This window comes from Adlercreutzia shanghongiae (assembly GCF_035830635.1).
GTDB lineage: Bacteria > Actinomycetota > Coriobacteriia > Coriobacteriales > Eggerthellaceae > Adlercreutzia > Adlercreutzia shanghongiae.
In genome coordinates, this window is record NZ_JAYMFI010000030.1 from 53,195 (window position 1) to 67,433 (window position 14,239).

Genomic DNA, 14,239 nt, shown 5'->3' on the forward strand with positions numbered 1-14,239 from the left:
GTCTTATGGATCAGACCAACCGTATCGCCCTCACTGGGGCCGAGGCGCAGGAGATGCGCGAGGCCAACGAGGTCCGGGCCGCCTTCTGCCGGTTTCTTGCCAGCCTGTATCTGTACGAGCTCACTGACGAGCAGATCGAGGCCTTCGCCCATATCGATGTCGCTGGCGACGGCACGGCCATCGACGAGGGGCTGAGCACGATTAAGGAATACCTCCGCCATCGCCATGGCGGCACCCGCCAGGAGCTGGCCGTCGATTACGCCCGCGTGTTTCTCGGCGCCGGCAGCTACGACCGCATTCTGGCGCCGCCCTACGAGTCGGTGTTTACCAGCGAAGAGCGCATCCTCATGCAGGATGCCCGCGATGGCGCGGTGACCTACTACCGTCGTGCCGGTCTCGATTTGCCCGCCGACAACACAACCCCCGAAGACCACCTCGGTTTCGAGCTGCAATTCGTCGCCGCGCTGGCCGAGCGCGCAAACGAGGCCCTTGATGGGGGCGATAAGGCAGTCCTCGCCGAGACGATGGCCCTGGCGCGCAGCTTCTTCGCCCGTCATCAGCAGAACTGGCTTTCTGCCCTGTGCGATGCGGTGGACGAGTTCGCCGAGACAGATTTCTATCGCGGAGTTGCGCGCATGACCCGCGGTTACGTGGAATCCGAGGCGGCGTTCTTCGACGAGGTGGCCCCGGTGCTTTCCTTGGGCGATGAGGTGGCCGAGATTCGTCCTGCCTGGGATGTTGACGATACGGGCACTCTGGCAGCAGAAGGCGCGGTGGCGTAATGGCCGCGCTGACGCGCCGCGGCTTTGTCGGCTTGGCTGCCATTTGCGCGGTAGGCGTGGGCGTGGGCGGGGCCGGAGTGGCTTTCGCCGGAGAGACCGAGCTCCTGCGTCCTCCGGGCGGCCAAGACGAGCGCGCCCTTGCCGCCGCGTGCCTCAAATGCGATCGTTGTCGCAGCGCGTGCCCCACCGGCGCGGTGGCTCTCGCCTCGGTGGGCGATGGCTTTCTGCGGGCACGCACCCCGGTGCTCGATTTTCACAAGGGCTACTGCGATTTCTGCGACAAGTGCATCGAGGTGTGCCCTACCGGCGCCCTGCGGCCCTTCGATGAATCGATTGAGAAGCTGGGCGTGGCGGTGGTGCAGAAGGACCGCTGCCTGTCCTATTTCCAGGGATGCACCGTGTGCGAGGACTCCTGCGCCTTCGAGGCGCTGACCTTTGTCGACGGCCATCCGGTGGTAGATGCCGAGCTGTGCAACGGCTGCGGCCAGTGCGAGTTCGAGTGTACGGCGCTGGTGTACGGCACCTTTGCTGGCGGCACGCGACGGGGCATCGTAGTGGTGCCTCCGAAGACCGCTGAGCGCCTCGGGAGCACGGTGGTTGAAGACGGCAGCGAGATGGGGGTATAGCCCATGAAGTTGAAGACGAAGCGAACCCTGGCTGCCGTTGGCGTGCTGGGTCTGGTCGGCGTCGGGCTGGCCGTGCATACGGGTACCGGCACGCCCTCGGCGTGGGGCATCGGCGATATCGCTGCCATCTGTCCGCTGGGCGGCATCGAGGCGGCCATCGCCTCGCGCACCATTGTGCCGCCGCTGCTGATTGGCTTGGCCATTGTCGTGGCCTTGGTGGCCCTGGCGGGCCGAGCTTTCTGCGCCTGGGGCTGCCCCGTGCCGCTTCTGCGCCGTGTGTTCGGTATCAAGGAGCGGAAGGCCGACAAGCCGACGTTGGCCGAGCGTGACGGGGCCAACGACTCGCGCAACTGGGTGTTGGGAGCCACGGTGCTCACCACGGCCGCCTTTGGCTTCCCGGTGTTCTGCCTGATTTGTCCTGTTGGTCTGTCGGTCGCCACGTTCATCGCGCTTTGGCGCCTGTTCCAGTTCAGCGAGGCCACGCTGTCGCTGGTAGTGTTCCCCGTCATTCTCGTGCTGGAGATCGTGCTTCTGCGAAAATGGTGCCATCGCTTTTGCCCGCTCGGCGCTCTGCTCGGGCTTATGTCGCGGCTGAATCGCACGTTTCGGCCAAAGGTGGCTCCCGAGTCCTGTCTGCAGTGCTCAGGGGGTAGCTGCTCGCGCTGCGCCGATGTGTGCCCCGAGGGGATCGATCTTCACCATCCCGAGCAATCAGTTTCCCTGGCCGAGTGCACGAAGTGCGGCGAGTGCAAGGATGTCTGCCCCGCGCACGCCATCAGCTTCCCGTTCCTCAGGCGGGCGGGGAAGCCCGAACCGTCCGTCGCGCCGTCCATCGGCTGCGCCGAGGATGCGGTTGCTATCGTCGAGCGCTAGAGCGTCGCTACAACGGGCGACGAGCTTTGTCGCCATGGGAATTCGAACAGGGGGAAGGCTTGTGCCGATAGCTGAGGGTATACAATATGGGCCGTGGGGCGAACGGGGCGTTGGCACCCGTTCAGCTGAGAATGCGGCCATGCGGAGCGTGGACCGTCAATCATGGGGGGAGCGCATGCGCAAGCGGTTCGGCGACAATCAAGAGGCTTTCGCGTCCAACAGCGAGTTGGCGCCGACGCGTCTCGGCATGACCATAGAAGAGCAGTGGCCCGCCTTTAAGTTGGTGGGCTTCGGCTTTTACTACGCCTGGATTTGGGTGTCCTACAACAGCAACGTGCTCGTCTTTCCCTCGGCTGCCTACGATTTGCCTCCCGATACCATCTCCCTTACCTATCTGGTTTCGACGCTCGCCTTAGGTATCGCTTTGGTGCTGCTGTCTTTGGTGCGTGCGTTTACGCGGCGGCTCATGGGCAGCAACGGGTTTCTTATCGCGGCAGCGACAGTGGTGGGTCTGGCCACCGTGGGCACCTACGCATCGTCGAGTCTGGGAGCCGATGCGAACCTGTTCCTCATCGCGAGTGCCGCGCTGACTGGCGTGGGGACGTCGGTTGTCGTGCTGAGGTTCGGCGTCGTGTATTCGAAGGTGCCGGCACGCGAGGCGGCTATGTACACGGCGGCCTCCTTCGTATTTGCCGCCATGATCTACTTCATGGCCGTGGGCCTGCCCGATCCGGTGGGCATGGTGTTCACGGCCCTTCTCCCGGTCCTGGCCGTGGCCTCTACGCTTACCAATCCCGAGTGGTCGTCCGAAGATGAGGCGCCGCGCCCCGAAGGGCCTTCATCGATGCGGGAATTTTTCGTGCGACTGCTGGTGGCCGTGGTGGTTTTCTCTACGGTGGTGGGGGTATCCCGCGGGTTTTCGGTGCCCCATTCCTCCATCAGCTCGCTCAACGACGATGGCGCGCTCATCATCTTCAGCACGGCGGTGGTGGCTGCGGTGCTGTTCGCCGTCATAGGGCTGCTGCGCCGGCAGTTCGATGTGAGCCGCCTGTACTATCCTATCATCATCGCTGTGGCGGCTGGCATCCTTGTTACGCCGCTTGTGGGCGGAACGGGCTTCGGCAGTCAGTTCGTCACCGTGGCCTACAACTGCTTCATGCTGGTAATCTGGTGCCTGTTGGCCTACGTTGCCTACTCGTCGCGCCTTTCTCCAATTCTAGTGTTCGGACTGGGGCGTGGGGCGTCAGCATTGGGAACGACCTTCGGATGGCTTGGCGGTCTGGGGATCGTGCGGACTCAGGGTGGCGGCAGCTTGTCGCTCGAGGTTATCTCGGTTGCCATGGTCTTCGCACTTCTGGTGGTATCGATGCTGGTGCTGAACGACCGTCTGATCGGCGACGCGCTGCGTCCGGGGGAGCAAATTCTCGGCGATGCCGCGGGGATGCCGGCGCAAGGTGCGAAGTCGGCAGGGGAGGCGGCGTTCGCCGGCCGGCAAGGCGCCGAGGATCGCAGGAACGTGGCGGTTGACGGCGAGGTCTCCTTGGATGGCGGAGTCGGCTGCGGCGAAATCGGCGAAATGGATAGGTCCAGCAAGATGGGGGAGGCTGGCGCCTCCCTTGTCGGTGACAGCTCGGGAGATGCTGCGATGGGGGAGCGGCGTCCCGGTCCCTATCGGATGCGCTGCGATGCGGTGGCCGAGCGCTACGAGCTCTCGCCCCGGGAACGCGAAGTGTTTGATCTTCTGGTGCGCGGCCGCTCCATCGACTACATCGCCCAGAGTCTCACCATCTCCTTCAATACCGCAAAATCTCATATCCGTCATATCTACGTGAAAACCGACGTCCACTCCCGTCAGGAGCTCCTCGATCTCATCGACCGCGAGCGCTAGGCGCTGGGTCTTGCAGGCTAGTGATTTGACCCTGGCGCCTCCCTTGAGAGGGCGGCACGTCTCGGCTGGGATGACTTCGAGGATTGTCTGAGTGCCCTTGCTGTCGAGAGGGAGGGGGCCGACCATCTCATCACCCGCGACGCCAAGGGGTTCGCGCGGTCAACGCATCCGGCGGTGTCCCCGGATGCGTGGCTTAACATCATGCGCGAAGAGCGCGGCCTCGACTAAGGCGAGGTTCAGCTTTAGGACGGAGAGGGGAGTTGTGCCGGCAAATACGCGTGAGTATCTAGCATGGTGGCGGAGTATTCTCTTTGGGCAACGCATGCGCCCATTGGCGTGAGTGAGTGCCGTCTGGGCGATGAACTGCCTGCGGCTTACGCTGACATACTCCCGTCGCCCGAGGACTTGGTGGCCCGGCTGCAGGGGAAGACGAAGTTTCGCGTTGCCCTTGGCCAACCATAGGGAAAACTTGATAGGTATTGACTTAGGTTTCCTTCTGCGTACAATGTGCTGTTAGCACTCGATAAGGGAGACTGCTAACGCCTCTGTCGCCGCAGGTCAACGACTGCCGTACAGCCCGATTGCATCCGCGAGATACTGCCTGCGTGCGGCCTACACTGAAGCGGTATGCGTCTTCCGACCGTATGAAAGAAGGTTTACCGTCCATGAGAAAGTTCAAGACCGAGAGCAAGAAATTGCTCGACCTCATGATCAACTCCATCTACACCAACCGCGAGATCTTCCTGCGCGAACTCATCTCGAACGCATCGGACGCGGTGGACAAGCTGTACTTCCGTAGCCTTACCGATCCGGACGTTGCCGTGGGCCGCGACGATTTGGCCATCACTGTGGGCTTTTCTTCCGATGAGCGCACCGTCGCCGTCTCCGACAACGGCATCGGCATGACCAAAGACGAGTTGGACAAGAACCTCGGCACCATCGCCCACTCCGACTCCTTCGAGTTCAAGGCCGCCCAGGCCGAGGCCGCTGCTGAAAGCGAGCCCGGCGAGGCGAAGGGCCTCGACGACCTCACCGACGTGGACATCATCGGCCAGTTCGGCGTGGGCTTCTACTCCGCCTTCATGGTGGGCAAGAAAGTGCGCGTCGTCTCCCGCGCCATCGGATCCGACGAGGCCTGGGCCTGGGAGTCCAACGGCGTCGACGGCTACGACATCAAGCCGGCCGAACGCGCCGAGCACGGCACCGACGTCGTCGTGTACCTGAAGGACGACACCGCCGAGGAGTCCTTCGGCACCTTCGCCAGCGAGCACGGGCTCACCCAGCTCATCAAGCGCTACAGCAACTACGTGCGCTATCCCATCAAGATGGAGGTCACGAAGAGCCGCAAAGTTGAGGCCCCCGAGGCGGCCGAAGGGGAGGAGGCCCCGGCGCCCCAGTGGGAGAGCTACACCGAGGTCGAGACCATCAATTCCATGATCCCCATTTGGAAGCGCAAGAAGTCCGAGGTCTCCCAGGAAGAGTACAACGAGTTCTACAAGACCGACTTCCACGACTTCGAAGATCCGGCCCGCACCATCTCGGTGCACGCCGAGGGCTCGCTCAACTACGACGCCCTCATGTTCGTGCCGAGCCGCGCGCCGTGGGACATGTACTCGAAGGACTACAAGCGCGGGCTCGCCCTGTACTCGGCCAATGTGCTCATCATGGACAAGTGCGAGGAGCTTTTGCCCGACTACTTCGGCTTCGTGCGCGGCGTGGTGGACTCCTCTGACCTTACGCTGAACATCTCCCGCGAGACGCTGCAGCATAACGGACAGCTGCGCGCTATCGCCCGTCGTCTCGAGAAGAAGATTAAGGGCGATTTGGCGAATATGCGCGACGATGATCGTGCGGCCTACGAGAAGTTCTTCGAGCAGTTCGGCCGCACGTTGAAGTTCGGCATCTACCAGAGCTACGGCATGGCGAAGGACACCCTGGCCGATTTGCTGCTGTTCTATTCGGCCAAGCAGAAGAAGATGATCACGCTCGACGAGTACCTGGCCGACGCCCCGGCTGGCGCCGACTCCATCTTCTTCGCCGCAGGTGATTCGCTGGACCGTTTGGCGAACATGCCGCTTGTGACCACGGTGCTGGCCAAGGGCTACGATGTGCTTCTGTGCGATCAAGATGTGGACGAGTTCTGCATGATGGCCATGGGCGCCTACGGCGAGCATGCCGTGGATGGCGACGACGATAACAAGCAGCCCTACTTAATCAAGAACGTGGGCTCCGAGGATTTGGGGCTGACCACCGAAGAAGAGAAGAAGCAGGCCGAGGAGGCCACAGAATCGAACGCCGAGTTGTTCGACGTTATGCGCGAGGCTCTTGAAGGCAAGGTGGAGCGCGTGGTTGTGTCCACCCGCCTGACCGACGCGCCTGTGGTACTCACGACCGAGGGCGGCGTGTCGCTGCAGATGGTTCAGATGCTGAAGATGCAGCCCGGCGCCGAGGACGTGCCCGAGGCCCACATCGTGCTTGAGATGAACGACCGGCACCCGGTATTCGCCACCTTGAAGGAGGCCCACGAGGCCGGCGACGACGAGAAGGTGCGTGCCTACGCCGGCATCCTGTTCGATCAGGCCCTGCTGGTGGAAGGCATCATGCCTGACAACCCGCTCGCCTTCGCCCAAGCGGTGGCCGAGCTCATGAAATAGCGAAGATTCAATCGCCTCTCTTTCGAAAGGGTCGCTTTGTGCGGCCCTTTCTTGCGCCATGGGGAGGGGAGCGCTTCGGCAAAGTTTTTCTCTCTCATTTGTAGAAAAACCGCGTTTGTTTGCACATGCGCGAGGCGGTTCGCTTCATGTGAAGCCGAGAGAGCTGTCGCGACCTGGTGTCTTGTTCTGGCGCGAGCATCTTGCAGTCGTTTTGCAAGCTCCGAATGCCTAACAAACGTGCTTTTCGTGCAAAAGGGAGAGGAAAAGTTGGCTGGGCTACCGACGCTGAGCTACCGACGCTGGGCTGCCGACGCTCGGTTATCTTCAGCGCCGCGAACGAAGCAGCCATAAGAAAGAGGCCGAGGGCATCGAAGGCGATGAAGAGGTCGATACTCGAGGCGAGCAGGTCGTGGTCGGCGGGTAGGGTGGCGCGGATGGTCGACTCGCCGATGAGTCCGACGACTTGCTGGGCGAGGATGACGACGCCCAGAGCGGTGAAGCGTCGCGGAGCCGCGATGAAAGCGGGGTAGGTGCAGTTCCACATAAGGAAGGCAATGCCGATACCTTGGACCCCCACGCGACCTGGCACGCCAGACAGTTCATAGGCGCCCATATAGGCTTCGGGGGTAAGTGCGAATCCAAGGGCACACTGCGCGTTCACGACGAACACGAAGGTGAAACACGCACGCACGACCCAGGTGACGATCTTGACGCTCCGAGGGATCTTCCGCTGGCCCGTCATGCCCGCGGGACTGCCTGCCTCCGCCCCGTTCTGAGCGACGGGCTCGTCCTTTTTTCCCATGTCATCCCGAGTGGAGGCCGCAAGGCCGGAGCCGAAGGATCTCATCGCGCCTCCCTTCCCAATTGCGACAGTTGCCGGAAGGCGTAGAAGGCTACCGCGCTGGAGGCGGCCACGTTCAGGGAATCCACGCCGTGGGCCATGGGTATGCGCACGGTATAGTCGCAGCGGGCGATGGTGGCAGGGGAGAGCCCGTCGCCCTCGGTGCCGAACAGGAGCGCCAGCTTCGCCGGGGCGCCGGTGGCTGCCTCGCGTTCGGCGAGCAGCGCGTTCAACTCGTCGGGGGTCACCGAATCGTCGGAAAGCGCCATGGCGGCGCAGGCGAAGCCGTACTCGTGCAGCTCGGCGATGCCCTGCTTGCTCCAGGTTCCCTCGCCCGGGCGGTTCGGCACGTTTTCGTCGCCGATGCGAGTCCAGGGCACCTGGAAGACCGTGCCCATGGACACGCGCACGGCCCGGCGGTAGAGCGGGTCGTAGCAGGCGGGGCTTGCGAGCACCGCATCTACCCCCAGGGCGGCGGCGCTGCGGAAGATGGCCCCGACGTTGGTGTGGTTCGTGATGTCCTCAAGCACCGCCACAAGGCGCGCGTCGCGCAGGACGTCGGCCACGGGCGGCAGGGCGGGACGGCGGAAGGCGCCGAGCGCGCCGCGGGTCAGCTCGAAGCCCGTGAGGCGCTCAAGCTCATCGTGAGGCGCGATGAATACCGGTAGCCCTTCGCCGCCAGTGCTTTCGATTGTAGCCGAAGCGTCGCCCGGGTTCTTGTTGGAGGAGGTTGCTCGCTCTCCCAGCCCTTTCTCCATCGCGCTGATGAGCGGCTCCATTGAATCCAGCCACTTTTCTTCCATAAGCAGCGACAGAGGTTCCATGCCGCCTTCGAAGGCCCGCTCGATAACCTTGCCTGACTCGGCGATGAACACGGCCCGTTCCGGCTCAAGCTTGCAGCGGAGCTGCGCCTCGGTGAGCCGTGCGAAAACATCGAGCCGTGGATCATCGAGGGTGTCTACATATATATAGGGCACAGGGGAGCCTTTCTGAAATCGGAAAGCATTTTCTGGCTTGAAAAGTGCGATTCTTTGACCTTCCGACGCGTTGCTGAGGCTCGACTGCGCGTTTTTGGCGATGTTTCCCCAGGTCGCGTATTGCTGCGAAATTGCGATGGTGCGCGAGAGGTCAAAGAATCGTGATTTCCAAGCCACAAACTGCATAAAGCGTATCAGATTGACTGGCAGAACGCTTTGGGGGCGGCAAAACAAAAATGCCCGCCTTGGGGAGACGGGCATTTGGAAAGCTGTTTTAGTCGAAGCTTAGGAAAGGGCAGCCTTCAGGGACTGCATCTGATTGGAGCCCAGGCCCTGCAGACGGCGCTCGGCCGGAATGCCCAGCTCCTCCATGAGCTTTTCGGTCTTCACCTTGCCGTAGCCAGGCAGAGCGTTCACGAAAGCCTTAACCTTCATGCGGCCGATGACCGGGTCGTCAATCTGGTCGAGAACCTCAGCCGGGGTGGTGAGACCCATGGCGAGCTTGTTGGTGATCTCGGAGCGCTTGGCACGGACGATGCGGGCCTTCTCAAGGGCGGCGGCGCGCTGCTCGGGAGTCATGGTAGGTGCGGGCATATTCTTTCTCTTTCTCTTGACGGTACCCTGCTATCAGGGCTTTCACTCGAAGGACGCTGACATCAGATGATCCCGATGGCAGCGTCCCTCGCTTTTGGCGTAGACGATAATAATAGAAAAGCGCAGGTTGTGCACCCCTTTTCTCGACAAAGGTGCGTTTTTGCGGAAAAAAGAGCGGTTTTGCGTCCTCCAAGTGGGGATTTAATGACGAAACGGCCTCGATATCATGAAAAGACGCCACGTGAGCGGCGCTAAGTGGCGGCAAAGGCGGAGCTGCAGCAACTCGGCGAGCCGCTTGCGCGCTATAATGCCGAGAAACCAGAAGGGAAGGAAGCGAGAGCATGACCGATAAGCTAGTAGCCGAGGTGCAGGTGGCTGAGCATCCGGCGTTCGACGAATTTGTGGCCACTATCGAGGCTTTGCGTGCGCCCGATGGCTGCCCGTGGGATAAGGAGCAGACGCACAAGAGCATTTCCGGCAACATGGTGGAAGAGGCCTACGAGGCTGTGGACGCCATCGAGGCGGACGATGTGGCCCATATGCGCGAAGAGTTGGGCGATGTGCTGCTCCAGGTGGTGCTGCAGTCGCAGATTGCCGCCGACGAGGGCGAGTTCACCATCGACGAGGTGTGCCGCGACATCAACGCGAAGATCGTGCGCCGCCATCCCCACGTATTTGGCGACGTCGCCGCCGGCGACGCCAACGAGGTGCTTGATGTGTGGGACCAGATAAAGATGGCCGAGAAAGAGGAGGCCGATGCCGCATCGGAGGCGCCCCAGGGGCTGCTCGATGGAGTGCCGCGCAGTTTCCCGGCGCTCAAGCAGGCTCAGAAAATCTCGCGGAAAGCCGCATCGGCCGGCTTTGAATGGGAGAGCGTCGACGACGTGTGGCAGAAGGTGGATGAGGAGATTGCCGAGCTGAAGGAAGCCTATGCGGCCGCGCCGAAGTCTTCCAACGGCAAGATAGACGCGGGGGCCGATGCCAGCGCGGCCGCTGCGGTGGAGCTGGAGCTTGGCGACGTGCTGTTCTCGCTGGTGAACGTCGCCCGCAAAATGGGCGTGCAGGCCGAAGAGGCCCTGCGCGCCACCTGCATGAAGTTTCGCACCCGCTGGGCCTTTATGGAAGGGGCTGCTGCGGGCCAGGGCCGGCGCATCGAGGACCTGTCATCCGACGAACTTGAGGAGCTTTGGGCGATGTCGAAGGTGCTCGAGGGGTAAGGGCTGCACACAGGTAGGTAGCGCACGACGGGGCCGGGAGGCCCCGTCTTTTTGGTGGCTCTTGCGCGTATCGCGCTAGCGTGCTTTTCGCGCGTATACCTGGCGTCCACCGACATAGGTGGCCGCCACCTGCGCCTGCTGAACATCGTCGGCGCTCAGGGCGAAGGGGCTCGGATCTAAAACGACGATGTCGGCGAACTTGCCGGCTTCCAGCGTGCCGAGCTCGTCGGCGCGCTGGGCCGCCGCCGCACTGCCGGCGGTATAGGCGCACAGGGCCTCGGCCAAGGTGATGCGCTCTTCGGGCAGCCATCCGTCGGCAGGTTCGTGGCTGTCGGCGTCGCGGCGCGTAACGGCGGTGTACACCGCATCCACCGGATCGATGTCGGTCACGGGCGAGTCGGTGCCGAAGGCGAGGGTGGCGCCGGCGTCGATGAGGCTGCGGAAGGGCCACATGTAAGGCACGCGCTCCGGCCCCAGGTCGCGTTCCGGGCCGCCGGGATCCAAGGTGATGTGGCGGGGCTGCACCGAGGCGATGACTCCGGCGTGGGCCAGACGCTCGATGTCGTCGGGCTGGAAGTTCTCCAAGTGCTCGATGCTATGGCGGGCCGGCGCGGCGACGGGGTGCCGCTCGAAGATGTCGAGGCACCGGTGGATGGCCTCATCTCCAATGGCGTGAACACGCACGGCCCGCCCCTCGTCAGCCGCCGGAGCCACGAGCTCTTCCATGGCCGAGGCCTCCACGGTGGGGCGGCCGCAATCGCCTTCGAAGCGGGCGTTGGTGTAGGGGTCGTGCACCCAGGCGGTGTGCTGGCTTGAGACGCCGTCGAAGAACTGCTTGAACCCGCGGGCCTGAAGCAGCGGCCCAGTGTGGCGCTCTTGCAGCGACGCGAGGCGGCTGCGGTCGGCCAGAAGCGTCGGGAACATGGAGATGCGCACCGTAAGCTCGCCGGCTTCATCGAGGGCGGCAAACAAATCGTCGCGCACGAAATCGAGCCCGGGCATGGCCATGAGCGACACGTCGCACACCCCGGTGACGCCATGCTCGTTCAGGTAACGCGCGAAGGAGCGGTAGGCCTCCAGCAGCTCTTCGGTAGAGAACTCGTCCACAATGCGGGGCATTAGCTCCATGGCCGCCGCCTCGCGTACGATGCCCGTCAGGCGCCCCTCGGCGTCCTTGTCGTAGCTACCGCCAGCCGGAGGCACGGAATCCTCGGTGATGCCGAGTCGCTCCAGGGCGCAGCTGTTGAGCCACAGAGTGTGGGCGTCGCCCGAGTACATGGCCACAGGGCGATCGGGGTAGGCCGCGTCCAGCGAGTCTCGCGAAGGCATGGCCGGCGGGTTCCACAGATAGTCGCGCCATCCTTGAGCGAGCAGCCACGAGCCGGCAGGGCGGCGGGCCGCCAGGGGAGCGAGCCGGGCCACGGCGTCGGCCTCGCTTTCCCCCACGAAGCGCTCGGCCAAAGGCGACAAGTACAAAGCGGAATGGAAGTAGTGCACATGGGCGTCGTGGAAGCCGGGCATCACCAGCGCGTTGCCCCAGTCGGTCTCGGCCGTGTTCGGCCCGCGTAGCGCCTCGGGTAGCGCCTCGCGGGGTCCGGCCCAGGCAATGCGGTCGCCCGAAATGGCCACTGCGCCGGGCGAAGGATGGTCTTCAGTGCCTGTGAACAGGGCTTCGGTCGTAAGAATCAGATCGGCGGGGGCGAGGTCGGCCATGGAGGTCTCCTTTCGGCGGCATCGGCAAAATGCCGTGGTGGGCCTTGGACGAGCAGGGCGTTGTCTTCAGGGGCAGTATACGCCTTGAAATAAATTTGTTCATCTGCACTACGAATTTTGCCTCTATGGCCAGGATAAAAGCTGTTGCGCAGATGGGCGTGTCGTGCGCACTAAGGGTATTGACGGAGGTGGCCCCCTTTGTCAACAATGGATGCTGTTTTGGGCATTTCCTTCAAAAGAATGCCCTCGCCTGGTAAAACTTCGAATCGAAGCCGTCTTTTCATTTCCGCGAGCCCTTGCGGCGCGCCAAGAAAGCCTGTTCTTTCGTGAAGTTTGATTGAATAACTAAACTATTGGAACTTTTTTATTGCATGTGAACAAAAATGATGTTAACGTGGATTCATCGACGGAAGGCAGCCTCGGCCGCAACATTTGAAGGGGAGTCGAAAGGCGCCGCGCCGTCGATGCGCAAGGAAGGTATCCGACGCAGAAAGCTTCGGGTCGCGCACTTGACCTGGGGCGGCAGTAACGTTTCAAGGGGCGTTTACGTAGGGTATAAGAGTTGTAGGGGGTTTGTAATTACAAGTTAAACCCTCAACTACTACCGCTTTACCTCTTCCTCTCGATACGGATTCTGCGACATTGGGTGCATCCATCGCGCCGACCGCGATGGGCTGGGGGCGTACCGCCCGCAGCTTCTCAACTATGATGGCGAGCTCGCGTCGCCGGATTGGAGAGTCACATGCAAGGTATCAACGTCAAGAGCGAAATCGGCAACCTCAAGAAGGTCATCCTTCACCGCCCCGGCGACGAGCTGCTGAACCTCACCCCCAACACTTTGGAGGAGCTCCTCTTCGACGACATCCCGTTCCTCCCGGTTGCCCAGGAAGAGCACGACGCCTTCGCGAACATCCTTCGCGGCGAGGGCGTGGAAGTGGTCTATCTGGAGGACCTCATGGCTGAGGTCATCGACGCCAACCCCGAGCTGCGCGAGACCTTCCTCGATCAGTGGATTTTCGAGGCCGGCATTCGCACTGAGACCTACAAGCAGATCATCAAGGACTACATGAACTCCAACTACGCGGGCACCAAGGACATGGTCATGAAGACCATGGCCGGCATCAACCTGCAGGAGCTCCCCCAGAAGGATACGCACCTTCTGGTCGATATGGTGTCCGACCGCTGCAAGCTCGTGTGCGCTCCCATGCCGAACCTCTACTTCACCCGCGACCCGTTCGCGAACATCGGCAACGGCGTGTCCATCAACCGCATGTACTCGGTCACCCGTAACCGCGAGACCATCTACGGCGACTACATCTTCAAGTATCACCCCGATTTTGCCGGCACTCCGCGCTACTACGATCGCAACGACACCTTCCACATCGAGGGCGGCGACATCCTGAACATCAACGAGCACGTGCTGGCCATCGGCATCTCCCAGCGCACCGAGCCCGATGCCATCGACCATATCGCCCACAACGTGTTCAACGACGAGACGAGCACCATCGACACGATTTTGGCCTTCAATATTCCGTCCTCCCGCGCCTTCATGCACCTGGACACCGTGTTCACCCAAATCGATCGCGACAAGTTCACCATCCATCCCGGCATCATGGGGCCGCTGACGGTCTTCGAGATTACCCCGGACGGCAAGGGCGGCACCAAGATCCGCGAGCGCAACGAGGATCTGGAGAAGGTGCTCTCCGAGTACGTCGGCGAGGCCGTTAAGCTCATCCCCTGCGGCGGCGGCGACCGCATCGCGGCCGAGCGCGAGCAGTGGAACGACGGCTCCAACACCCTGTGCGTGCGCCCCGGCACGGTCGTCGTGTACCAGCGCAACAACGTCACCAACGACGTGCTGTACAGGGAGGGCATCAACTGCCTGGAGATGCCGTCCGCCGAGCTCAGCCGCGGCCGCGGCGGCCCGCGCTGCATGTCCATGCCGGCTTGGCGCGAGGCCCTGTAGGCCCATCTGCTCTTCGCGAGCATCCTCTTTCGGTCTTTTCCGGCCCAGTCTAGCCAGCCAGCGCTGGGCCGCAAAAGAGGCGCGGGATCCTCGGCAACGGGGACCCGC

General features: G+C 62.6%; 11 protein-coding genes. 7 read left to right on the forward strand and 4 right to left on the reverse strand.

The annotated features are described in order from the left end of the window. Positions 1 to 5 precede the first annotated feature (5 nt). The 5 genes from VJ923_RS11205 (at position 6) to htpG (ending at position 6,823) form a co-directional block, all read left to right on the forward strand. Positions 6 to 782, forward strand: a complete 777-nt coding sequence (locus VJ923_RS11205; protein WP_326441505.1) for a TorD/DmsD family molecular chaperone — start codon at positions 6 to 8, stop codon at positions 780 to 782. Beyond that, complete coding sequence (locus tag VJ923_RS11210) at positions 782 to 1,408, forward strand: 4Fe-4S dicluster domain-containing protein (protein ID WP_326441507.1); 627 nt, start codon at positions 782 to 784, stop codon at positions 1,406 to 1,408. Before VJ923_RS11205 ends, VJ923_RS11210 begins: the two co-directional genes overlap by 1 nt. Before the next feature lie 3 nt (positions 1,409 to 1,411). Further along, positions 1,412 to 2,281 carry a 4Fe-4S binding protein gene (locus VJ923_RS11215; RefSeq protein WP_326441509.1) on the forward strand — a complete coding sequence of 290 codons (870 nt, stop codon included), beginning with the start codon at positions 1,412 to 1,414 and terminating at the stop codon, positions 2,279 to 2,281. Between the two features lie 175 nt (positions 2,282 to 2,456). After that, positions 2,457 to 4,169 carry a helix-turn-helix transcriptional regulator gene (locus VJ923_RS11220; protein ID WP_326441510.1) on the forward strand — a complete coding sequence of 571 codons (1,713 nt, stop codon included), beginning with the start codon at positions 2,457 to 2,459 and terminating at the stop codon, positions 4,167 to 4,169. A gap of 665 nt (positions 4,170 to 4,834) precedes the next feature. Then, complete coding sequence (gene htpG, locus VJ923_RS11225; protein WP_326441512.1) at positions 4,835 to 6,823, forward strand: molecular chaperone HtpG; 1,989 nt, start codon at positions 4,835 to 4,837, stop codon at positions 6,821 to 6,823. A gap of 94 nt (positions 6,824 to 6,917) precedes the next feature. Here htpG and VJ923_RS11230 read toward each other — a convergent pair whose 3' ends face one another. From VJ923_RS11230 to mihF, 3 genes are all read right to left on the reverse strand, one after another. Further along, positions 6,918 to 7,670, reverse strand: coding sequence for a hypothetical protein (locus VJ923_RS11230; protein WP_326441514.1), 753 nt, complete (start codon positions 7,668 to 7,670; stop codon positions 6,918 to 6,920). Beyond that, positions 7,667 to 8,641 carry a TrmH family RNA methyltransferase gene (locus VJ923_RS11235; RefSeq protein ID WP_326441515.1) on the reverse strand — a complete coding sequence of 325 codons (975 nt, stop codon included), beginning with the start codon at positions 8,639 to 8,641 and terminating at the stop codon, positions 7,667 to 7,669. The genes VJ923_RS11230 and VJ923_RS11235 overlap by 4 nt, the downstream gene beginning before the upstream one ends. 285 nt (positions 8,642 to 8,926) lie before the next feature. After that, positions 8,927 to 9,235 carry an integration host factor, actinobacterial type gene (gene mihF / locus VJ923_RS11240; RefSeq protein ID WP_326441517.1) on the reverse strand — a complete coding sequence of 103 codons (309 nt, stop codon included), beginning with the start codon at positions 9,233 to 9,235 and terminating at the stop codon, positions 8,927 to 8,929. Between the two features lie 341 nt (positions 9,236 to 9,576). On the opposite strand from mihF, the gene mazG reads away from it, so the two are divergent. After that, complete coding sequence (gene mazG / locus VJ923_RS11245) at positions 9,577 to 10,452, forward strand: nucleoside triphosphate pyrophosphohydrolase (protein WP_326441519.1); 876 nt, start codon at positions 9,577 to 9,579, stop codon at positions 10,450 to 10,452. 75 nt (positions 10,453 to 10,527) lie between these two features. On the opposite strand, the gene VJ923_RS11250 is transcribed toward mazG, so the two are convergent. Next, positions 10,528 to 12,165 (reverse strand): amidohydrolase, encoded by a 1,638-nt coding sequence (locus tag VJ923_RS11250; RefSeq protein WP_326441521.1) that lies wholly within the window; start codon positions 12,163 to 12,165, stop codon positions 10,528 to 10,530. Between the two features lie 742 nt (positions 12,166 to 12,907). Between VJ923_RS11250 and arcA the strand changes: the two genes are divergently transcribed. After that, positions 12,908 to 14,131 (forward strand): arginine deiminase, encoded by a 1,224-nt coding sequence (gene arcA, locus VJ923_RS11255; RefSeq protein ID WP_326441523.1) that lies wholly within the window; start codon positions 12,908 to 12,910, stop codon positions 14,129 to 14,131. Positions 14,132 to 14,239: the final 108 nt, after the last annotated feature.